Annotated in this window: 16 protein-coding genes; 9 read left to right on the top strand and 7 right to left on the bottom strand. The window is 68.2% G+C overall.

What is annotated here, in order from left to right; translation table 11 throughout:
- Positions 1–133: 133 nt before the first annotated feature.
- Positions 134–673, bottom strand: coding sequence for a hypothetical protein (locus MYK68_RS00875; RefSeq protein WP_247865750.1), 540 nt, complete (start codon positions 671–673; stop codon positions 134–136).
- 307 nt (positions 674–980) lie between these two features.
- Here MYK68_RS00875 and MYK68_RS00870 point away from each other — a divergent pair, with 307 nt between their 5' ends.
- Positions 981–2285, top strand: coding sequence for an ISL3 family transposase (locus MYK68_RS00870; RefSeq protein WP_247865749.1), 1305 nt, complete (start codon positions 981–983; stop codon positions 2283–2285).
- Positions 2286–2378: 93 nt separating this feature from the next.
- Here the strand turns inward: MYK68_RS00870 and MYK68_RS00865 are convergent, their stop codons facing one another.
- A complete protein-coding gene (locus MYK68_RS00865; RefSeq protein WP_247865748.1) occupies positions 2379–2759 on the bottom strand; it encodes a hypothetical protein in 381 nt (126 codons plus the stop codon).
- Positions 2760–2765: 6 nt separating this feature from the next.
- Positions 2766–3173, bottom strand: coding sequence for a hypothetical protein (locus tag MYK68_RS00860; protein WP_247865747.1), 408 nt, complete (start codon positions 3171–3173; stop codon positions 2766–2768).
- A gap of 211 nt (positions 3174–3384) precedes the next feature.
- Between MYK68_RS00860 and MYK68_RS00855 the strand changes: the two genes are divergently transcribed.
- Complete coding sequence (locus MYK68_RS00855) at positions 3385–4698, top strand: ISL3 family transposase (protein WP_247864711.1); 1314 nt, start codon at positions 3385–3387, stop codon at positions 4696–4698.
- 666 nt (positions 4699–5364) lie between these two features.
- Here the strand turns inward: MYK68_RS00855 and MYK68_RS00850 are convergent.
- Positions 5365–5796: a GtrA family protein gene (locus tag MYK68_RS00850; protein ID WP_247868141.1), complete on the bottom strand. Its 432-nt coding sequence runs from the start codon at positions 5794–5796 to the stop codon at positions 5365–5367.
- A gap of 190 nt (positions 5797–5986) precedes the next feature.
- Here MYK68_RS00850 and MYK68_RS00845 point away from each other — a divergent pair, with 190 nt between their 5' ends.
- Entirely contained in the window at positions 5987–7180 is a 1194-nt protein-coding gene (locus MYK68_RS00845; RefSeq protein ID WP_247865746.1) for an alpha/beta hydrolase family protein, read from the top strand.
- Positions 7181–7375: 195 nt separating this feature from the next.
- Here the strand turns inward: MYK68_RS00845 and MYK68_RS00840 are convergent, their stop codons facing one another.
- Positions 7376–7840, bottom strand: a complete 465-nt coding sequence (locus MYK68_RS00840) for a universal stress protein (protein WP_247865745.1) — start codon at positions 7838–7840, stop codon at positions 7376–7378.
- 154 nt (positions 7841–7994) lie between these two features.
- Between MYK68_RS00840 and dprE1 the strand changes: the two genes are divergently transcribed.
- The 4 genes from dprE1 to MYK68_RS00820 all read left to right on the top strand — a co-directional run bounded on the left by dprE1 (position 7995) and on the right by MYK68_RS00820 (position 13020).
- Positions 7995–9413, top strand: coding sequence for a decaprenylphosphoryl-beta-D-ribose oxidase (gene dprE1 / locus MYK68_RS00835; protein ID WP_247865744.1), 1419 nt, complete (start codon positions 7995–7997; stop codon positions 9411–9413).
- A gap of 70 nt (positions 9414–9483) precedes the next feature.
- Positions 9484–10245 carry a decaprenylphospho-beta-D-erythro-pentofuranosid-2-ulose 2-reductase gene (gene dprE2, locus MYK68_RS00830; protein WP_247865743.1) on the top strand — a complete coding sequence of 254 codons (762 nt, stop codon included), beginning with the start codon at positions 9484–9486 and terminating at the stop codon, positions 10243–10245.
- Positions 10246–10352: 107 nt separating this feature from the next.
- Positions 10353–12260 carry an arabinofuranosyltransferase gene (locus MYK68_RS00825; RefSeq protein WP_247868140.1) on the top strand — a complete coding sequence of 636 codons (1908 nt, stop codon included), beginning with the start codon at positions 10353–10355 and terminating at the stop codon, positions 12258–12260.
- Positions 12261–12273: 13 nt separating this feature from the next.
- The gene (locus MYK68_RS00820) at positions 12274–13020 is read left to right on the top strand and encodes an MBL fold metallo-hydrolase (RefSeq protein WP_247865742.1); all 747 of its coding nucleotides are present in this window, start codon (positions 12274–12276) and stop codon (positions 13018–13020) included.
- A gap of 312 nt (positions 13021–13332) precedes the next feature.
- Here the strand turns inward: MYK68_RS00820 and MYK68_RS00815 are convergent, their stop codons facing one another.
- Positions 13333–14844 (bottom strand): DEAD/DEAH box helicase, encoded by a 1512-nt coding sequence (locus tag MYK68_RS00815; RefSeq protein ID WP_247865741.1) that lies wholly within the window; start codon positions 14842–14844, stop codon positions 13333–13335.
- A 264-nt stretch (positions 14845–15108) separates the two neighbouring features.
- Positions 15109–15573, bottom strand: coding sequence for a type II 3-dehydroquinate dehydratase (gene aroQ / locus MYK68_RS00810; protein ID WP_247865740.1), 465 nt, complete (start codon positions 15571–15573; stop codon positions 15109–15111).
- A gap of 82 nt (positions 15574–15655) precedes the next feature.
- Here aroQ and MYK68_RS00805 point away from each other — a divergent pair, with 82 nt between their 5' ends.
- Positions 15656–16084, top strand: a complete 429-nt coding sequence (locus tag MYK68_RS00805; protein WP_247865739.1) for a DUF7144 family membrane protein — start codon at positions 15656–15658, stop codon at positions 16082–16084.
- 209 nt (positions 16085–16293) lie between these two features.
- On the top strand, positions 16294–19659 hold the full coding sequence (locus tag MYK68_RS00800) for an arabinosyltransferase domain-containing protein (protein ID WP_247865738.1): 3366 nt from the start codon (positions 16294–16296) through the stop codon (positions 19657–19659).
- Positions 19660–19714 lie beyond the last annotated feature (55 nt).

Raw genomic sequence — 19714 nt, 5'->3', positions numbered from 1 at the left:
CCCCGACACCCCCGACACCCGCGACACTCCCCGCCGGGAAGCGACACTCAGCGGGGAAGCGGCAACCGCGGTCGTCGCTTCCTCTCCCGATGTCGCGGCGACGATCCGAATGTCGCGGATGCACCGTCCCGGCTCAGATCTCCGGCCACTCCCGATCGAAGATCTTCAGCCAGGGATCGAACGGGCTCCCGATGATGCCCAGCTGATCGACCACCGGCGACGGATCCGCTTCCAGCGCCAGCAATCGTTGGGGGTCCGCCCCATACAACGCCGCGGCAGCGGCGGCGGCCTCGGTGCCGGTGATGGACCGCGCCGCCGTCGACGGCTCCGGATCCAATTCCGGATCCTGCACGTAAGCGCGATATACGCACTCGCTGCCGGCCGGATCGAGCTTCCACACCTGGAAGACGACGCCGTACTCGTCACCGTCCTCACAGATCACCGCCCGCCCCACCGGCGCGTCGGTGAAGAACGACGCCTCCTTATGATCGGCGACCACGCCCTGCCCATTCATCGACAGGCGGGCACCCTCGTCGGTCTCCTCGACCTCATAGACGACACCCTCGCCGTACCCCGGCCGATCGGCAAGGAACCGGGCGATGTGCTCCCCCAGCCGTTCCCCGGCCTCGACATCGGGGACGTCGGCCACAATCACCAATCCGTACGTACTCATTGATCCACCTGCACCTACCCCCGGGACTGGCCATGGCAACAACACTGGATGTTGTTGTGGAACAACGCAATCAGTCCTTCACCAACCCCGGCAACGCCCTGACCGCCCAGCCTCACCGGCGCAACCAAGGAACCCCAGTGAAACGCCCGGAACCAAGACCGGGAAATCACCCCTGCCCACAAACCGGCTCTTCGAGCTTGAGCGGGCAGTCCTGGTCGGGACTGTGCCGTGTCGTTGACGTGAAAGGCCCCTGACCTTCGTGATTCTGGATGTTGCGAAGCATTCAAGAAGCGAAGGAGCAGGGGCCGTGTCCGAGCTTACGTCGTTGTTGCTGGGTCTGGAAGGTGTGCAGGTCGTCGGGGTGGACATCCTCGCCGATCGCACTCGTGTCGTGGATGTCGTGACCGCCGATCCGCGGGCAGCGTGCTGCCCGGACTGCGGCCACAAGTCACGGTCGGTGAAAGACCGAGCGGTCACCACACCCCGCGATATCGGGTACGGCACCGATCCGATCGTGTTGCGGTGGAACAAGATCCGCTGGCGGTGCCGCAACCCCGAGTGCAAGCGCGCGTCGTTCACCGAGGCCATCGAACAGATCCCGGCCCGCCGGCGCACCACCAGCAGGCTGCGCCGTCAGATCGGGTTGTCGGTCGGCGAGCACGCCCGGTCGGTGGCCGAGGTCGCCGCCGAACACAAGGTGTCGTGGCCGACCGCGCACACCGCGTTCTGCGAGGTCGCCGACGAGGTCCTCGACGCGCCTGAGCCGGTGCGGATGCTGGGGATCGATGAGACCCGCCGAGGCCGGCCCCGCTGGAAACGCAGTTCAGATGGTCGCTGGTACCGGGTCGACCCGTGGGACACCGGCTTCGTCGACCTCGACGGCGTCCAGGGCCTGTTAGGACAGACCACCGGCCGCACCTCGGCCGCGGTCGCCGACTGGCTCAACGCCCAACCCGCGGCGTTCCGGGCTTCGATCACCCATGTGGCGATCGACCCGTGTGCCGCCTACGCCGCCGCGGTTGCCCAGGCATTGCCCGATGCGCAGGTGGTCGTCGATCACTTCCACCTGATCAAACTCGCCAATGACATGGTGACCGCGGTCCGTCGTCGAGTCACCTGGGAACGGCGCGGCCGCCGGGGCCGGGCAGTCGACCCGGAGTGGGCCAACCGTCGGCGCCTGCTCACCGCCCGCGAACGCCTCTCCGAGAAGAACTACAAGAAGATGTGGGATGCGTTGCGCGCCAACGATCCTGGGAACGAGGTCCTGGCCGCCTACATCGTGAAAGAGGAACTGCGTGTGCTGCTGGCGCTCGCCCGCTGCCAGCCCGACCGTCATCGGTTGCGCCATAAGCTGTACCGGTTCTACGACCTATGTGCCGAGGTGAACATGCCCGAGGTCACCAAGCTCGCCTCCACGATCGAGACCTGGTGGGCCGGAATCGCCGCGTTCCTCGACACCGGGATCACCAACGCGCGCACCGAAGGCTACAACCGGCTCGTCAAACAGGTGAAACGCGCCGCGTGCGGGTTCCGGAACCTCGAAAACTCACGACGCCGGATACGCTTCCACTGCACCCGCAAACAGCGGGCCAGCATCCAGACTCACTGCTGAGATTGCCCGGATAAGCTCGAAGAGCCCACAAACCGAATCTCCCCGAGAAAACAGAAACTCATATACGAGAAACCAACGTCGGTGGATCACGGTTCAGGACTTGTCCTGGGCGTCCCAGTAGTCGAGCATCTGCTGCCCACCCATCGCACTGACCACGAACCAGACGTCGTATCCGCCATCGAAGGGTGCGGGATGGTCGGAGATGTACTTCCGCAGTCGAGCTTCCTGGTCTCTGCGGTTCAGTGCCCAAGGAATGAATCCCTCTCCTTGAGTCACCGCACCACCAAGCGCTATGCCCTCACTCGCTATATAGCCGACCACATCACCGAGAAACGTGACTGCGTCAAAATTTCGAGTTCCAAGGCAGACTTGGGTCGCCGAGTATAGCGACTGAATCGGAACCCAATCGTCACAGCCGTCGGAGAGGCCGTACCAGAGTATCTCTTCTTGAATTTTAGATAATTGCTTCGACATGGCAACCTACTTCTTCGGGAGATGAATTTTCTGTTCGAATCCATCTGGGCAATTGATGTCAATTGCACGCCCACCGCTCGAAGAGTCTTCCCGCATCTGCACGAGAGTTCCATCTGGCATTCTGACCTGCCTTCCCGGGTAATTTCCCACTCTCACAGTCTCGCCACCCTCAGAAATCTCGTCGAACAGCCGTTGCATAGCTTCGTCGGTCGGAACCTCCCGGTTACCCTTCTTAGGATTCTTTGCGCTACCCTTCGGAAGTTTATCAACTATCCCCCTAATTCGGTCCACATCTGGTGTATTACGATTTTCAGAAAGGTACCTCGAGACAATTTCGGCGATCTTATTCGATATCAGTGCAGCGCCTCGTACGCTGTCTAATATCATCGCATTCACATCTGTCAGATGCGTCATCACCCAGAGCATGCCGAATGCCGCGATCAAGTAGGTCAGGAATTCGATTACCGCGGCTTCGATTATTGGTTCTACGGCGACTAATATGGCTCTTCAACTCTGAGAGTGCGTAGGTGGGATCTGGGCTGACCGGGCGTGGGCACAAGATGTAGGCGGGTCCTGGGTGTGAAGATGGAAGTTCCTACACACCCATTTTCACGCCACAGGACCCATGAGCGAGCTTACTGCCGATGTTGCTGACACGATCTGCCGAACCGTCGAGCTGGGGGTGACGATCACCGGCGCCGCTGTCGATGCCCGCGGCCGCACGCACTTGTGGTGCCGGGTGCTGCAGGCCGATCGGCATTGTCCGGGCTGTCAGATCGCCGGCGACCTGCGTGATCACGCCGACCGCGTGCTCACTGATGTGCCGATCAGCGGCCATCCTGTTGTTCTGCATGTCGCGGTGCCCCGGTTCGTGTGCCGTACCAGCGACTGCCCACGAACGATCTTCCGCGGCGGGATCGATCATGTCGCCGCGCCCCGGGCCGTGGTCACCGCCCGGACCACACGCTGGATCCTGCAACGCATCGCGATCGACAAGATGAGCGTGAAAGCGGTGGCCACAGCGCTGGGCCTGGCGTGGAAGACAGTCAACGCGATCGCCGTGAGTGCGGCCCGGGCCCTGGTCTACGACGGCGGCCACCTCGACGGTGTACGGCACCTGGGCGTCGATGAGCACAAGTGGAAACACGTTCGCGGACAAGGAGACCCGAGCTTCGTGACCGTTCTGATCGACTTGACGCCCGTGGTCGAGGGCACCGGCCCGGCTCGGCTGCTGGACATGATCGGCGGCCGGTCAGCGCAGGTCCTCAAAGACTGGATGAACACTCGTGACCAGCGATTCCGCGACCGGATCACAGTCGTGGCCATGGACGGATTCACCGGCTACAAGACCGCCACCAGCCAGGAACTCCCCGCCGCCCGGGTCGTGATGGACCCGTTCCACGTCGTCGCGCTGGCCGGAAACAAGCTCGATCTGTGCCGCCAACGCGTTCAGCAGCAGACATGCGGGCACCGCGGACGCGCCGGTGACCCGTTGTACACGATCCGCCGGATCCTGCACACCCGTACCGGGTTGCTCACCGCCAAGCAGAAGATCCGGTTGTACGAGTCGCTGACCAGCCATGACGCGCACGTCGCGGTCGAGATCACCTACCAGGTGTATCAGCAGCTGATCGCCGCCTACCAGCACCCGCAGCGCCGCGAGGGCAAGAAACTGATGTGGAAGGTCCTCAAACGCATCCAGACCGGACTCCCCGCCGGGCTAGCCGAACTCGCCCAACTCGGGCGAAGTCTCTGGAAACGCCGCGCCGACATCCTGGCCTACTTCGATACCGGAGTCTCCAACGGACCCGTCGAAGCCATCAACGGCCGCCTCGAACACCTCCGCGGAATCGCCCAGGGCTTCCGCAACCTCGACCACTACATCTTGCGATCCCTCCTGCACTCCGGTCAGCTCGCCGAACACATCAACGCACTCTGAAAGGCGAAGAGCCACTAATATCCACCACAACTGCCGCTGATACTCGGGCGGGGCATCACGCCCGAGACGGTACATCAGGTCCGAAATGCCGAACTCACTCAAATCGCCTCGCGGGTCAAACAACCGACCACTGAAGTATTCGTCGGGGTCCACCGACGGCTGCGCAGGCGCCCTGGGCGGCGCAGGACTTGGCTGAGTCGGTTCCATAGGCGGAGGTGGCTGCACCGGCTCAGGGGGCGGCTGTGCGGGCTCTACCTGCTGCGGCGGGGGAGGGGGCTGCACGGATTCCGGAGGTGGATCGTCTGTGTGTTGATTCCAATTGCCGCCTGGGTTGTTGGGGTCATCGTCGCCCGCGCTGCCTGGGTTGTCTCGATGAATCTCGAGCGCAGCGCTCAGAGCGAGGCGCGCGGGCGCACGACTGGCGTGAACGCCGTCGCGACTTCCGGCATCGACGAATCGAAATCTCCAGGAGGGCCTTTCGACTCGGGCTCGGCTAGCGCCTCGCCCTGCTCAAGGGGCGGTCGACGGGTCTCCCGTCATCCTGGGAACTGGTACCGCCGACGTTGAGAGGTCTCGACTCCGCTCGACCATCGTGGACTACTCCGCTCGACCAGCACGCTCAACCCCGCACGACCGGCACGACCGGCTCGGCCGCGCGAACCCGCGCTACTTGATCTTGAAGATCACCGCGCGCTGGACGACGAAGTTGATCACCGTCGCGACACCCTGGGCGATCACGTAAGCCAGGATCGAGAAGACGACCGTGGTCGGCCACAGGGCCGACAGCCACGTGTACAGGCCGACGTTGACGCCGAAAGTCACCAGATACAGCACGACCACCGCGGCGAAGCGGGCCGCGGACGGCTCGGCGCGGAAGGTCCAGCGGCGATTGATCAGGTACGCGACCGTGGTGCCGAGGATGAAGCCGGCCGCCTTGGCCAGCGGCTCGGACGCGCCCACACCGTATTGCAGGAGCAGCGTCAGGCCCAGATCGAGGATGCCGGAGCCGACACCGGTCAGAATGAAGCGAACGATCTGTGTCTTGAGATCGACGTCGGTCGAGGCTTCCTCATCGTCGAACGGAAGCTCGATCGGCATCGGGGCGTGCCGCGTCGTGAAGTCCTCGTGGTGCAGGTGCGCCTCGGGGTCGCCGGGCTGCGGGAGTTCGGTGTCGGACACCCCAGTCAGAGTAATCGACGGTCGATCCGGGACGTCTCTGCATCGATTCGGGACCTAAATGGCCCCCATCGGGGGGACACCGCGCGTTCACGGCCTATTCTCCTGAACCATGAGACGTCAGCCCCTTCGCATCGCCATTGTGGCACTCGCCACCGCCGCCGCAGCCGTCTTCGCGATCGCTCCGGCGCAGGCCGCGCCGACGACGACGCCGGTGTGGTCCGGGCTCGACGCCCGCGACTACTCCGGCCCGATCGGCGCACCGGGCACCCTGCTCGCCAAGACCCGGCTCGACCCGTCGGTGTCGCTGAGCGCGGCCGGATCGTCGTACCGGATCCTGTACGCCACCAAGAACGTGCACGGGCAGCCCGCCACCAGCACCGGAGCGGTCTTCGTGCCACGCACACCGGCACCCAAGAGCGGCTATCCGGTGATCGCCTGGGCGCACGGGACCACCGGGCTCGGCGACGACTGCACGCCGTCGGCCCTCCCGCGCTCCGACCGGGACACCCAGTACCTCAACCACTGGCTGAAGCAGGGCTACGTGGTGGTCGCCTCCGACTACGCCGGGCTGGGGACGCCCGGGCTGATGAGCTATCTCAACGGCGACGTCGCGGCGCACTCGGTGGTCGATTCGGTGAAGGCCGCGCACCAGATGGGTCTGCCGCTGTCCCGTAAGTGGGCCATCGTCGGGCAGTCGCAGGGCGCCGGGGCGGCGCTGAACGCGGCGCGCCGGGCCACCGAACTGTCCCGCGGCAGCGGGCTGGACTACCGGGGCGTCGTCGCCACCGGTACCCCGGCGAACATCGAGCACATCGTCTGGCAGGCCGGACCGGGCTTCCCGCCGGTCGCGCTGCCCGGCGGCCTCACCGTCTACGCGTCGTACATCCTGGCCGGATTCAGCGACGCCCGCCCCGACCTGCACGTCGGCTCGGTGCTCACCCCGCACGGCCGCGCGATCGTGGAGAAGGCCGAGGTCACCTGCTACGACGGCATGCACGACGTGGTCCAGGGCGAGCGCATCAATTCGTGGTTCAGCCGCCCGCTGGCCTCGATCCCGGGCGTGCAGGGCGCGCTGGTGAAGTACATGAGCACCCCGTACTCCGGCTACGACCGGCCGATCTTCCTCGGCCAGGGCCTGCTCGACACCGACGTCCCGGCCGTGTCCGCGGGCTCGCTCTACGCGCAGATGCTGGCCGCGGGCCAGCCGGTCGAGTTCCACGTGTACCCGGGCGAGGATCATTCCGGCACGGTGCTCGCCTCGATTCCCGATTCGACGCAGTTCATGAAGCGGATCATGCGCTGACCGGCCCCGCGTGACTGATATCTTCGACGATCCGGGGGCGCCTCGGGCTATATGTCCGAGGCACCCCGGATTCGCGAAGATCTCAACCCGGGCGGTGATCTCGACTCCGCTCGATCAGCATGGACTCTCGATCAGCATGGACTCTCGAGCAGCATGGGCTCTTGAGCAGCATGGACTCTGGGTCGGCGTAGGCCGCTACGGCTCGATCTCGTCGCCGGCCTTCGGGCGCGGCTCGGGGACGTCGTCGACGGACAGCGGGATGGTGGGGCGCTCGGATTCCCCAGACGGCTTCACCACCAGCACCAGCTTCCGGCACGACACCAGGAGATACTGCGAGGTGCTGCCGAGCAGGAGTTTCCCGACCTGGGTACGCCGCCGCATGCCGATGACCAGCATCTCCGCGTCGGGATGGTCCATCGCGGCGAGCAGTTCTTCGGCCGGGGTGGCGCCGATCGGCTGCTGAATCCGGTACCGCAGCCCGGACGCGATCAGCCGGTCGGTGACCGCGGCGATCTCGTCGGCGTCGGCGATCCGCTGGCCGCGGACCTCGGACACCGCGCTGATCACCAGCAGTTCGGTGTCGCGCAGGCGCGCTTCGACGATGCCCTGCTCCAGACAGACCCGGCCGAAGGCTCCGGCCGCATAGCCCACGACGATCATCGATACCTCCTCGGCGCGGATCCGGACGACTTGATGAAAACGACAGTATCGGACGCCGCAGACATTCACCGGGTACGGACTCCTCCCGCGTATCCGCTCCACCTGCGGCCAAGCCCAGGTGATCCACAGGTACCGGCGGGTACTCTCTACCTCGATGACGAACACAGATGTACTCCCGATCGAGACCCGCAAGCTGATGGGGTGGGGTCGCACCATGCCCGTCGAGGGGCATGTGCTGTCGACCCCGTATCCCGAGGTCATCGCCCAGGCGGTGGCCCGCGTGGCCGACGAGGACGCGGACAAGCCGTCGTACCTGAAGCGCGGCGTGATCGCCCGCGGCCTCGGCCGCTCGTACGGCGAGAACGCGCAGAACGCGGGCGGTCTGACGATCGACATGACCAAGCTCACGCGCATCTACTCGATCGATGACGCCACCGCGATCGTCGACGTCGACGCCGGCGTGGACCTGGACACCCTGATGCGCGTCGCCCTGCCGCACGGCCTGTGGGTGCCGGTCCTGCCGGGCACCCGCCAGGTGACCGTCGGCGGCGCCATCGGCTGCGACATCCACGGCAAGAACCACCACAGCTCGGGCAGCTTCGGCAACCACGTCGCCGAGATGCAGCTGCTGGTGGCCTCGGGCGACATCCTCACCCTGCGCCCCGAGGGTTCGCCCGACGACCCCGACGCCTCCATCTTCTGGGCGACGGTCGGCGGCATCGGCCTGACCGGCATCATCCTGCGCGCCAAGATCAAGATGACGCGCACCGAGACCGCGTACTTCATCGCCGACGGCACCGTCACCAAGACCCTCGACGAGACCATCGCGCTGCACATGGACGGCTCGGAGGACAACTACACCTACAGCTCGGGCTGGTTCGACGCGATCAGCAAGCCGCCGAAGCTCGGCCGGGGCACTTTCTCGCGGGGCTCGCTCGCCACGCTCGACCAGCTGCCGGACAAGCTCGCCAAGGATCCGCTGAAGTTCGACGCCCCCACGCTGGTCAACTTCCCCGACGTCTTCCCGAACGGGCTGGCCAACAAGTTCAACTTCTCGCTGGTCGGCGAGGCGTACTACCGGATGGGCGGCAACTACACCGGGAAGATCCAGAATCTGACGCAGTTCTATCACCCGCTCGATCTGTTCGGGAACTGGAACCGCGCCTACGGGAACAAGGGTTTTCTGCAATACCAGTTCATCGTGCCGCCGGAGGCCGTCGAGGAGTTCAAGGGCATCATCTACGACATCCAAGCGTCCGGACACGTCAGCTTCCTCAACGTGTTCAAGCTGTTCGGCAAGGGCAACGAGGCGCCGCTGAGCTTCCCGATGCCGGGCTGGAACATCTGCGTCGACTTCCCGATCAAGAAGGGGCTGCACGAGTTCGTCTCCGAGCTCGACCGGCGCGTGCTGTCGATCGGCGGGCGCCTGTACACGGCGAAGGATTCGCGCACCACGGCCGAGACCTTCCACGCGATGTACCCGCGGATTGACGAGTGGATCGAGGTACGACGCCGGGTGGACCCGGACGGCGTATTCGTGTCCGACATGGGCCGCCGGCTCGAACTCGTCTAGGCCTTCCGAATCAGCTCGGGGAACGACTGCGTTCCCACCCCACCCTTCGACAAGCTCAGGGAGCGAATCAATGTTCAACGCCGTCGGCGTCCCGAAGTCCATCCTCGTCCTGGGCGGCAGCTCCGAGATCGGCCTGGCCATCACCGCCGAGTTCCTCTCCCGCGGCCCGATGCGCGTCGTGCTCGCGACCGTCCCGAACGACCCCGCCGCGGCGGCCGCCGTCGAGCAGATGACGGCCGCGGGAGCGTCGAGCGTCGAGCAGATCGACTTCGACGCCCTCGACACCGCATCGCACCCGGCCGTGATCGACGCGGCCTTCGCCGGTGGCGACATCGATGTCGCGATCGTCGCCTTCGGCATCCAGGGCGACGACGAGGAGGCCTGGCAGAACCAGAAGCTGGCCGTCCTGGAGGCCGACATCAACTACACCGCCGCCGTCTCGGTCGGCGTGCTGCTCGGCGAGCGGATGCGCGCGCAGGGTCACGGGCAGATCGTGGCGATGAGCTCGGTCGCGGGTGAGCGGGTGCGCCGTTCGAACTTCGTCTACGGCTCCACCAAGGCCGGGCTCGACGGCTTCTACCTCGGCCTGGGCGACGCCCTGCGCCCCGAGGGCATCCGCGTCCTGGTGGTGCGGCCGGGCCAGGTCCGCACCCGGCTGTCCGCGCATGTCGCCGAGGCGCCGCTGACGGTCAACAAGGAGGACGTCGCGCAGCGCGTCGTCGCCGCCGTGGGCAAGGGCAAAGAGGTCATCTGGGTGCCCGGACCGTTCCGCTACATCATGATGGTGCTGCGGCACGTCCCGCGCCCGATCTTCCGCAAGCTTCCCGTCTAGACGTGACGATCGCAGCGGAGCGCCCGGCTGCGTCGTCGCCGCTGCGACGACGCAGCCGTGACCTGATCGAGCTCGCCGGCGCGGTGATCCTGGGCACGGCCGTCGCGATGGCCGGGCTGCGGGTGATCTCCGCGGTCGGCTGGCCCGCGTTCAACACCTCGAACGTGACCCGGGCGCTCACGACGCTCGGCCAGGCCGTCTGCGTGCTGATCGCGGTGGTGGCCGTCGTCGTCTACCGGTACCGGTCGGCGTCGGGCGGCTGGCGGCTGGCGACGTCGTGGCTCGGCTCGATCGCCGCCGCGGGCATGGTGACGGTGAGCCTCGGTATGCCGCTGGGCGCCACCAAGCTGTATCTCTCCGGTCTCACCTCCGACCAGCAGTTCCGCACCGAATACCTCACGCGCCTCACCAGCAGCCCCCGGCTGCACGACATGACCTACCTCGACCTGCCGCCGTACTACCCGGCCACCTGGTTCTGGTTCGGCGGCCGCTACGCCCACGTGATGGGGTTGCCCGGCTGGGAGGCGTACAAGCCGTGGGCGATCATCTCGATCGCCGCCGCCGCGGCCCTCGGTACGGTGCTGTGGAACCGGATGGTCGGCGTCGGCGTGGGCACCGCGATCGGGCTCGCCGTCACCGTGGTGACCCTGCACTACGCGTCGCAGGAGCCGTACGCGGCGGTCCTGATCCTGGTCGGGGTGCCGATGCTGGTCGTGACGGCGGTCGCGCTGCGCGGCGGCGCCGGGAGCGGGCCGCGTGACTCCGGGGGTCGTCTCGCGGACGGTCCGGTGGCGCTGCGTAAGACCGGCTGGCTCTCGGTGGTCGCGGCCGGACTGTTCCTGGGCGTCTCGGCGACCGTCTACACGCTCTACACCGCGCTCTTCGCCGGGGCCGCGGTCCTGATGGCTTTGGTCTATCTGATCCAGGTCTGGCTGCAGAGCCGGAACACCGCCGTCGACGACGCCGTGCGGTCGGCACGACGACGTGCCCGCATGCTGGGCGTGCTGGGCCGCCTCGCCGCGATGGGCCTGATCGCGATCGTCGTCGCCCTACTGTTCTGGTTCCCGTATCTGAAGGCCCGGGCCGGCAGCACGGTGTCGTCGTCCGGTGCGGCCGAGCACTACCTTCCGGAGAACGGGTCGTACCTGCCGCTGCCCATGTTCCAGGTGAGCCTGATCGGGCTCCTGACCCTGGCCGGACTGGTCTGGGTGCTGATCCGCATGCGGCAGCGCACCATCGCGTTCGCGATGGCGACCACGCTGGTGGGGGTCGTGATCCTGACGCTGGCCTCGCTGGCGCGGACCGCGGTCGGGAGCACCCTGCTGTCGTTCCGGCTGGAGGCGGTGACCGCGGGGATCCTCGCCGCGGCCGGTGTCTTCGCCGTCGTCGAACTCTCCCGCGCGGCCGTCGGGCGCTTCGGCGACATCCGCACCGCGATCGGGGTGCTGGCCGCGGTCGCCGCCGTCGCGGTGGCCCAGCAGTTGCCGTCGTCGATGTCGGGCGACATCACCATCGCCTACACCGACACCGACGGGGCCGGCGTCCGCGCCGACCACCGGCCAGCGGGCGCGGAGAGCTACTACCCGCAACTGCACCGGCTGATCCGCGAGCAGACCGGGCGGCCGGCCACCGAGAACGTCGTGCTGACCGCGGACTACAGCTTCCTTTCGGTGTACCCGTACTGGGGTTTCCAGGGCTTGACCTCGCACTATGCCAATCCGCTCGCCGATTTCGAGGCCCGCGCGGCGACCATCGAGCGCTGGTCGCAGTCGACGACGCCGGAGGAGTTCGCCGAGAAACTCCGCCACAGCCCGTGGCCGCCGCCGAACGTCTTCCTGTTCCGCTACAGCGCGGACGGCTACACGCTGCGGCTGGCCAAGGACGTCTATCCGAACGACCCGAACATCAAGCGGTACACCGTCACCTTCGATCCCGCCGTGTTCGCCGACCCGGCGTATACGGTGACCGAGGTGGGGCCGTTCGTGCTCGTCGTCCGTCACACGCCGCCGAAGTAGGGGAGAAACCGGCATGGACATGCAGATCGACACGTTGACGAGCCGGGCCAGCACCACGCATTTCGTCTCCACCGGGACCGTGAACTGGGTGATCCTGCAGTCCGACGCCGGTGTGACGCTGATCGACGGCGGCTACCCGGGGCACGCGGGCGCCGTGCTGGAGTCGTTGCGCCGGGTCGGCAGCGCCGGTGAGGAGATCCGCGCCGCACTGCTGACCCACGCGCACGTCGACCACCTCGGCGGCCTGGTGAAGCTGCGGCAGAAGTACACGTTCGACGTCTACGCGCACGCCGACGAGGTGGCGCACGCCCGGCGCGAGTATCTGGAGCAGGCCGACGCCGCGAGCCTGGCCCCGATCGCCTGGCAGCCGCGGGTCCTGCGCTGGCTCAGCCAGATCATTCCGCTCGGGGCGCTGAGCAAGTCCGGCGTCGACGACGCCGCGCCGTTCAGCGGACTTCGCGCACTGCCCGGCAACCCGGTCGCGATCCCGACCCCCGGCCACACCCGCGGGCACAGCGCCTACCTGGTGGCCGAGGGCGAGGCCGTGGTCTCCGGCGACGCGCTGATCAGCGGCCACCCGATCACCTCGCACAGCGGGCCGCAGTGTCTGGGCCCGATCTTCACCCACGACCCGGACCAGGGCGCCGAGTCGCTGGAGGCCATCGCCGTCACCGACGCCACCCTCCTCCTCCCCGGCCACGGCCACCTGTGGGAGGGCTCCATGCGGACGGCCGTGAACGAGGCCCTGAGTCGTCGCTGACCCGGCCGGACCGGCAGCGAACGAGACGGCCGAACACATCCGGGTCGGTCGCGGATGACGCGGCTGTTGACGGCTGTCACGAATCCGGTGCCGACGCGCAGTCGGGCAAGCGGAGCTGCGCCGGAGATCCGCCCGTCGGCCGCGGGCTGACCCTACTGTGACGTAGGAACTCGGGCCCACCGGTCGACCTGGACAAATCCGCCCCCGATCTGTAGATCGGTGGCGGATACGCCACGGTAGGGTCACGCCGAGCGCGCACACTCCGAGACCGAGAACCGACGGCCCGGCCGATGCCGAGCGCGCCGCCGGAGGTCAGCGGGAGGTGGGGGCACCCGCGGGGCGGCGGGCGGAACGGCGACGGCGCTGGGCCGGAGCCGCGCCCTCGTTCCGCGAGGACGACGCCGAAGACGACGACGTGTACATCACCCGGGACGACTCGCCGCTCTCGCTGCGACGCGCACCGCCGCTGCGGCCGCGGCCACCCGACGCACCCGAGCCGGAGCCCGAACCCGAACGCGCACCGGCGCCCGAGCCGCGGCCACCGCGGCCCTGGCCGCCGCCGCGGCCCGACCGGGCCTGGCCGCCACCGGAGCCGGAGCCCGAGCGCTTGCGCGGCTGCTGCTGTTGCGGGGCCGGAGCCGGGGCGGGCTCACGGTAGGGAGCGCGCTCGCCGACCAGTTCGTCGACGGCCGCGGACGACGCCGTGACCTGCTGCGGAGTCACCTTGATGGCCGCCTTCTGCAGCATCTTCCGCAGGTCGGCACGCTGCTCGGGCAGACAGATGGTCGCGACGTCGCCGTCGCTGCCGGCCCGCGCGGTACGACCCGAACGATGCAGGAAGGCCTTGTGCTCGGCCGGCGGGTCCACGTGCACCACCAGCTCCACGCCGTCGACGTGCACGCCGCGGGCGGCGACGTCGGTGGCGACCAGGACGCGGGCGCCGTCATCGGCCGAGAACGACGCCAGGTTCCGGTCGCGCTGATTCTGCGACAGGTTGCCGTGCAGGTCGACGGCCGGGATGCCGGCGGCGGTCAGCTTCTTGGCGAGCTTCTTGGCCTGGTGCTTGGTGCGCATGAACAGGATGCGGCGGCCGGTGCCGGACGCGAGCGTCTGCACCAGATCGTTCTTCTCGGCGGCCGAGCGGACCTCGAACACGTGATGCGTCATCTTCTCGACGGGGCTGGTGGCCTCCTCGAGCGAGTGCGTCACCGGGTTCGACAGGAACCGCTTCACCAGCTTGTCGACGCCGTTGTCGAGCGTCGCGGAGAACAGCATGCGCTGCCCACCGGCCGGGGTGGCCTTGAGGATCCGCGTCACACCGGGGAGGAAGCCCAGGTCGGCCATGTGGTCGGCCTCGTCGAGCACGACGATCTTCACGTCGTCGAGGCTGACGATGCGCTGGCTCATCAGGTCTTCCAGGCGGCCCGGGCAGGCGACGACGATGTCGACGCCGCCGCGCAGGGCGCGCTCCTGGCCGGCCTGCTTGACGCCGCCGAAGACGGTGGTCACCTTCAAACCCATGGCCTGGGCCATCGGGGTCATCGCGGTGGCGATCTGGGTAGCCAGTTCGCGGGTCGGCGCCAGCACCAGACCGGTCGGACGGCCGGGCTTGCGAGCGACTCCGAGCGCGGCCAAGCGCGTCACCATCGGAATGGCGAAGGCCAGCGTCTTGCCGGAGCCGGTCTTGCCGCGGCCGAGCACGTCACGCCCGGTCAGGCTGTCGGGGAGGGTGCGCTCCTGAATCGGGAACGCGGCGGTCTTGCCGTCGGCGGCCAGGGCCGCGACGATCGGGGCGGGCACGCCCAGGTCAGCGAAAGTAGTCATTTTGTTCAGCCTTCACGGCTAGGGACCCCCGGGCACAGCCGCGACGCCACCGCGGCGCACAGGGCGCGCGGAAACGCAGGCTCACAGAGGGAGTCGGGTGGCGAACACGCAGGTGTGCGTATCCGTTCGCCGCAGGAAAGTCGTCGATCGGCGCGCCGGAATGGATTCCTCGGCCGCGATCTGGAGCGTTCTACGACGCCCGGCGCCACGAATCAACGGGCGCCGATGACTCCACCCTACGCGGCGGGCGCACCGAACCCGGCATCAGGAGACGAGCGTCACCACCTGCCGGACCGCGTACTCGTATCCGGCGATGCCGCAACCGGCGATCACCGCCGCGGCGATCGGCGACACATAGGAGTGGTGCCGGAACGGCTCACGCCGGTGCACATTGCTCAGATGCACCTCGACGATCGGCACCTCCGGGATCACCAGCGCGTCGGCCAGCGCGACCGAGGTGTGGGTCCACGCCGCGGGGTTGATGACGATGCCGGAGACCTGCCCGCGGGCGGCGTGAATCGCGTCGATCATCTCGCCCTCGTGATTGGTCTGCAGCGCCCGCACGCCGAAGCCGAATTCGGCGGCGGTGGCCTCGGCGAGCGCGACGACGTCGTCGAGCGTGGCCGTACCGTAGACCTCCGGCTGCCGGATGCCGAGCGTGTTCAGGTTGGGCCCGTTGAGCAGCAGGATCGGCAGCGGCGCGGCGGATCCGGCGGGATTGTTCGGCATGGGCTCACCCTACAACAGTGATTTCGCGACAACACGGCCCAATCGTGCCCGTCGCCGCAGGTGCGCGTGCTAGTCACGACGTATGACAGAGAACTACAGCACTCCCGCACACGCCGCGGAAAGCAAGCCCGACAACCCCTGGGCCGGTGGCATCACGTGGGCGGCCGCCGCCCTGCTCCTGGTGGTCGGCGTCCTCGGCTTCTTCCAGGGCATCGCCGCGGTGGCGAACGACGACATCGCGATCGTGCGGGTCGGCGACTACATCTACGGCTTCAACCTGACCACCTGGGGCTGGATCCACATCGTCCTGGGCATCATCGCGGTGATCGTGGCGGTCGGCATGTTCATGGCCACCACCTGGGCCCGGGTCTGCGCGATCATCATCGCCTGCCTGTCGATCATCGCGAACTTCCTGTGGCTGCCGTACACCCCGTGGTGGTCGGTCATCCTGATCGCCCTCGACATCATCGTGATCTGGGCCGTCGCCAACTGGTCCGGCAAGGACATCTGACGCCGCACACCGTCACCCGGCACAGGGGCATCGCCGGTGTCGCGTGTGGAAAATTGTTGAATGGTTGCCGGGAGTCAGATGGGCGGCTGGCAAGGCGGAGGAGGGAGGGATACCGGCAGGTATCCTGACCGACGACAACGCCGCCAGGCGTTCATCTGGCCGCGGCATACCGTCAATGAATTTTCCACACGCGACACTAGGATTCCCCTGTGCCATCCTTTTCGGTCCGGCGGGCCCAGGTCACCGCCATCGTCGCAGGCCTGGCCGGGCTGATTCTGGCACTGCTGACCCCCCTTCTTCCGGTCAGCCAGACCACCGCGGAGATCTCCTGGCCGCAGCGCGACGTGATCGGCTCGGTCTCCGCGCCGCTGATCTCGTACGCCCCGATCGACCTGAGCGCGTCGATCCCCTGCACCGCCGTCGACGATCTGCCCGCCGGCCGGCACGTCCTGCTGTCCACCACCTCCCCGTCCGCCCCCAAGGCCGGGTCACGCGGCCTCTTCGTCCGGGTGACCGGCGGGAACGACGACCCGTCCGCGCCGCGCACCGTCGAGGTGGTCAACCGCAACGTCCCGCTGCTCTCGGCGCCGCTGGACCAGGTCCAGTCCTCCGCGTGCACGACGATCCACGTCACCGCCGACTCCGACGCGGTGACCGCCACCTTCGACGGCCTGCGCGACGCCGACGGCAAGCCCCTGACGGCGTCGACCGCCGACCGCGGACTCGGCGATCAGCGTCCGCAGGTGACCGGCATCTTCACCCAGCTCACCGGCGCGTCGTCGGCGCTCCCCGGGCTTACGGCGCACGTCCTGATCGACTCGCGGTACAGCACCGCGCCGACGCTGCTCAAGTGGATCGCGATCATCGTCGGCGTCGCGATGACGCTGCTCTCCCTGGTCGCGCTGGCCCGGCTCGACGGCACCGACGGCCGCGGCCACCGCCGGGTGTTCCCGGCGCGCTGGTGGCGGCTCAACTCGCGCGATGTCGTGGTGATCGGGCTGCTGCTGGTCTGGCATCTCATCGGCCCCAACACCTCCGACGACGGCTACCTGATGACGATGTCGCGGGTGGCCCAGGAGAGCGACTACACGGCCAACTACTTCCGCTGGTACGGCGCACCCGAGTCGCCGTTCGGGTGGTACTACAACGTCTTCGGGCTGCTCAGCCACGTGACGGTGGCCAGCCCGTGGATGCGGATCCCGGCGCTGCTGTGCGGCATCGCGAGCTGGCTGATCATCAGCCACGAGGTGCTGCCCCGGCTGGGCCGGGCCACTCGTGCCGGCCTGGCGCTGGGAACGAAGCGCGCGGGCCGCATGCATTCGGCGCCGGCCTGGACCGCCGCCGCGGTGTTCCTGGTGGCCTGGTTCCCGTTCAACAACGGGCTGCGCCCGGAACCGATCATCTGCCTGGGCGCCCTGCTGACCTGGTGCTCGGTGGAACGCTCCATCGCCACCGGCCGCCTGCTGCCGGCCGCCGTCGCCTGCCTGGTCGGCGCCTTCTCCATCGCGGCGGGCCCGACCGGGGTGCTGGCGGTGGCCGCGCTGGTCGCCGGGGCACGCCCGATGCTGCTGTCCCTGGTGAAACGGGCCCACGAGGTGGCCCGGCAGACCGGGCGGTCGCTGGCCCTGGCCTACGTCTCGCTGATCGCGCCGATCCTCGCGGCCGGCACCTTCGTGCTGTTCGTCGTCTTCACCAACCTCACGCTGACCCTGTTCACGCAGAGCTCGGCGATGAAGTCCGACGTCGGGCCGTCGCTGCACTGGTACAACGAGATCGACCGGTACTCGTCGCTCTTCGCCTTCTCCGCCGACGGCTCCATCATGCGGCGCTTCGCGGTGCTCGCGATGGTGCTCTCGATGGTGGTCGCGGGCGCGGTGCTGCTGCGGAAGGGCCGGATCCCGGGCACCGCGGCCGGTCCGGCGCAGCGCATCGTCGGCATCACCTTCGCCTCGCTGCTGTTCCTGATGTTCACGCCCACCAAGTGGACCCATCACTTCGGCGTCTTCGCCGGGCTGGCCGCGGCGCTGGCCGCGCTCGCCACCGTCGCGGCCAGCGCCGACGCCACCCATTCGCGCCGCAACCGCACCCTGTTCGGCGCGCTGGTCGTGTTCATCTCCGGGCTGGCGCTGACCGCGCCCAACTCGTACTACTACTCCTCGGCGTGGGGGATGCCGTGGGGCGTGAGCCAGGTGAAGATCGGCGACGCGATGGTCGGCCAGATCCTGCTCTACCTGACGCTGGTGCTGCTCGCCGTCGCCCTGTGGTTCCACTTCCGGGAACCCTTCGCCGGGACCGACCCCGCGCACGAGGACCCCGACAACCCGCGGCTGCGCCGCCTCCGCCGCGTCCTGGACCGGGAGGCACGGGCCCCCCTCGGCATCGCCGCCTCCGCCTTCGTCGTCTTCGCCGTCGTCACCGCGATCTACGCCGGACTCAACCAGCACGGGTCGTATTCGGTGCCGCGGTCCAACCTCGCGGCGCTCGCCGGGCGTCCGTGCGGCATGGCCGACAAGGTGTGGGTGGAGAACGACCCGACCGGCTCGCTGCTGACCCCGGTCGACCCCTCGCTGCGCGACCCGCTCGCCGGGTCGTCGACCCAGCCGGCCGGCAGCGACCGCAACCCGACCACCGGCTTCACCGCGAACGGCGTGCCCGACGACCTGACCACCAAGGCGTCCTCGGGCAGCCTCGGCGTCCTCGCGGGGGCCGCGAACTACGACCCCGACCTGCTGATCGCCAACAGCGGCGGCACCGGCGGCGGCACGCTCGACGCGCCCGGCGTCAACGGCAGCCGGGCCGCCCTCCCGTTCGGCCTGGACCCGGCCCGCACCGCCGTGCTGGGCAGCTACACCGAGGACTCGCAGACCCCGGCCGAGCTGACCTCCGGCTGGTACCGCCTCCCCGCCGACTACAAGAAGCGCCCGCTGATCACCTTCTCGGTGGCCGGCAACTTCTACCCCGGCGAGCTGAGCCTGGAGTACACCGACGACGCGATCGGCGCCTCGGCCCGCGACGGGTCGCTCACTCCGACCGGCAGCATCGAGATGATCGACCCCGGACCGCGGCCGTCGTGGCGCAATGTGCGCATCGACACCGCCGGGCTGCCCGACCATCTCACCGCGGTCCGGATCGTCGCCGACGACCACAACCTGGCGTCGGACCGCTACATCGTGGTGACGCCGCCGCGGCTGCCGCAGATGACGACGCTGGAGCAGACCGTCGGCGACACCGACCCGGTCCACGTGGACTGGACGTCGGGCCTGGTGATGCCCTGCCAGCGGCCGTTCAACTTCCACGCCGGGGTGGCCGAGATCCCGAAGTGGCGGATCAAGCCGGGCGCGGATCTGGCGGCGGCGGTCGGCACCTGGCAGGCCGCGCCGGGCGGCGGCCCGCTCGGCTGGCTGGAGCTCTCGCAGCGTCCGGAGACCGTCGCGACCTACCTGAACGGCGACATCGGCCGGGACTGGGGTGCGCTGGAACGCTACACGCCGTATGACGCCGCACCGCCCGCCGAAATCACCTACAGCACGCGAACCCGAAGCGGACTCTGGAGTCCGGCGCCGATCCGGCACTGAAGCGGCGAGCAGACCCGGCGTCCGCCCCGCCGGGCTGGTTTGGGTACCACTCAGG

Origin of the sequence: Gordonia sp. PP30, from assembly GCF_023100845.1 — a bacterium.
Classification (GTDB): domain Bacteria; phylum Actinomycetota; class Actinomycetes; order Mycobacteriales; family Mycobacteriaceae; genus Gordonia.
The sequence above is the reverse complement of the archived record's forward strand: the minus strand, read 5'-3'. Positions and strand labels throughout refer to the sequence as shown.

What these genes read in the sequence shown, in the direction of transcription:
- dprE2 (WP_247865743.1), top strand. Translation starts at nt 9,484, where the DNA reads ATGTTCAACGCCGTCGGCGTCCCGAAGTCCATCCTCGTCCTGGGCGGC.
- aroQ (WP_247865740.1), bottom strand. Translation starts at nt 15,573, where the DNA reads ATGCCGAACAATCCCGCCGGATCCGCCGCGCCGCTGCCGATCCTGCTG.
- MYK68_RS00855 (WP_247864711.1), top strand. Translation starts at nt 3,385, where the DNA reads ATGAGCGAGCTTACTGCCGATGTTGCTGACACGATCTGCCGAACCGTC.
- dprE1 (WP_247865744.1), top strand. Translation starts at nt 7,995, where the DNA reads ATGACGAACACAGATGTACTCCCGATCGAGACCCGCAAGCTGATGGGG.
- MYK68_RS00820 (WP_247865742.1), top strand. Translation starts at nt 12,274, where the DNA reads ATGGACATGCAGATCGACACGTTGACGAGCCGGGCCAGCACCACGCAT.
- MYK68_RS00865 (WP_247865748.1), bottom strand. Translation starts at nt 2,759, where the DNA reads ATGTCGAAGCAATTATCTAAAATTCAAGAAGAGATACTCTGGTACGGC.
- MYK68_RS00875 (WP_247865750.1), bottom strand. Translation starts at nt 673, where the DNA reads ATGAGTACGTACGGATTGGTGATTGTGGCCGACGTCCCCGATGTCGAG.
- MYK68_RS00850 (WP_247868141.1), bottom strand. Translation starts at nt 5,796, where the DNA reads ATGCCGATCGAGCTTCCGTTCGACGATGAGGAAGCCTCGACCGACGTC.
- MYK68_RS00805 (WP_247865739.1), top strand. Translation starts at nt 15,656, where the DNA reads ATGACAGAGAACTACAGCACTCCCGCACACGCCGCGGAAAGCAAGCCC.
- MYK68_RS00860 (WP_247865747.1), bottom strand. Translation starts at nt 3,173, where the DNA reads ATGACGCATCTGACAGATGTGAATGCGATGATATTAGACAGCGTACGA.
- MYK68_RS00815 (WP_247865741.1), bottom strand. Translation starts at nt 14,844, where the DNA reads ATGACTACTTTCGCTGACCTGGGCGTGCCCGCCCCGATCGTCGCGGCC.
- MYK68_RS00825 (WP_247868140.1), top strand. Translation starts at nt 10,353, where the DNA reads ATGGCCGGGCTGCGGGTGATCTCCGCGGTCGGCTGGCCCGCGTTCAAC.
- MYK68_RS00845 (WP_247865746.1), top strand. Translation starts at nt 5,987, where the DNA reads ATGAGACGTCAGCCCCTTCGCATCGCCATTGTGGCACTCGCCACCGCC.
- MYK68_RS00840 (WP_247865745.1), bottom strand. Translation starts at nt 7,840, where the DNA reads ATGATCGTCGTGGGCTATGCGGCCGGAGCCTTCGGCCGGGTCTGTCTG.